Below are 1469 nucleotides of genomic sequence, written 5' to 3' on the forward strand. Positions count from 1 at the left end.
AACCTTGCCAAGGTTGGGGTCGAGGGTTCGAATCCCTTCGCCCGCTCCAGTTCCCCTCCGGGGAAACAACGGCGCACAAGAGGCCCGCTTCGGCGGGCCTTTCTTGTTTCAGGCGGCCCGGCGGCCGGTCAGGAAAGGGTGGTCCCATGCTGCTGGCTCAGGCACTCGATTACATCGCGCAGCACCGGACAGGGATCATCATCATGGTGGCCGTGATGTTCCTGACGCTGTGGCTGCGGAACCGGCGCTGAGGGCGCAGGCGCGGCCGGCGGGCCCGCGGCCCGGACTTCCGGCCATGCCGGCCGCGACGGAAGGCCTTAGCGATGCGTGGTCACGCCCACCTGGCGGCACATGCTCAGCAGCGGGCACTGGGAACAGCGCGGCCGCTCGCCGGTGCAGACATGCTTGCCGAAGGGCACCAGGCGCTCGTTGATCTCCACTCGGTATTGCTCCGGCAGCACCAAAGCCAGCGCGGCCTGCGTCCGCTCCGGCGTGGAAGTGGCCAGGATGCCCCAGCGGTTGGTGACGCGGTGGACATGGATATCCACCGCGATATGCGGCTGCCCGAGCGCGACGCCGAGGGCCAGCGCCGCGATCTTGGGGCCGACGCCACGGAAGGCCATCAGCCCTTCCGGCGTATCCGGCACCACTCCGCCTAGGTCGTCCATGATCTGCCGCGACAAGGCCAGGATGTCGCGCGCCTTCGGCTCCGGGAAGGTGGCGCCATGCAGCAGGCGCACCAGGGTGGGCTCGTCCAGCGCCGCCATCTCCGCCGCCGTGCGGGCCACGGCGAAAAGGCGCAGGCAGACGGGAATCGTGGTTTCGTCACGCGTGCGGGCCGAGATGAGGCTGGCCACGAGCTGCTCGAAGAGGCTGCCATAGCCCCGGTCCCGCAGCTCGAACATCGCGGCCTTGGGCACGCCGGCCACGGCGGCGCGCAGCCGGCGGAAAGCCTCGTCGAAGTCAAAGGGTTCCTTCGGCGCGGAAGCGGCGGCTGGGGCTGCGGGCGGCATGGGGGATGAACGCCGCGCGGGCGGGGTGGTTCAGCGCCGCCCGCCGGAAAGGGCTGGAAGGGGTGCGTTCCGCCGCCCGGCCACAGACAGCGCGGCCCTGGCATGGCATCCTGCGGCCAGGGGCCAAGGGCGCCACCCTGGAGGTTGATGTTGAAACGACCGCTTCTCGCCATCGCCATGCTGGCATCCGGCCTCGGAGCCGGCACCGGCCTGGCGGCCAATACCCCGCCCATGTCGCGGCAGGATTCGGTGGAGCAGGTGGTCGGCGCCGGGCAGACCGCCAGCCTTTGCCTGACGCGGGACAGCAGCGTCACCGTCAGCGCCGTGCGGTGCCGCCGCACCGAGGGTGTCGGGGATAGCAGCCCCGGCAGGGCCGGCGCCCCGCAGAGCGTCGAAGCCGCGCCGCCCGATGATGCCCCCGCGCCGCAAGCCCCGGGTGGCGCGGCGGGCCCAGGC

Annotated in this window: 2 protein-coding genes; one reads left to right on the forward strand and one right to left on the reverse strand. The window is 71.5% G+C overall.

The genetic code is table 11. The features are described from left to right. Nucleotides 1-317: 317 nt before the first annotated feature. Nucleotides 318-1013 carry an endonuclease III domain-containing protein gene (locus tag IBL25_RS26095; RefSeq protein WP_187781341.1) on the reverse strand — a complete coding sequence of 232 codons (696 nt, stop codon included), beginning with the start codon at nucleotides 1011-1013 and terminating at the stop codon, nucleotides 318-320. 147 nt (nucleotides 1014-1160) lie between these two features. Here IBL25_RS26095 and IBL25_RS26100 point away from each other — a divergent pair. After that, the coding region (locus IBL25_RS26100) for a hypothetical protein (protein ID WP_202986895.1) at nucleotides 1161-1469 on the forward strand (309 nt) is incomplete at its 3' end.

This window comes from Pseudoroseomonas ludipueritiae (genome assembly GCF_014490445.1).
In the GTDB taxonomy this organism is placed as follows: Bacteria; Pseudomonadota; Alphaproteobacteria; order Acetobacterales; family Acetobacteraceae; genus Pseudoroseomonas; species Pseudoroseomonas ludipueritiae.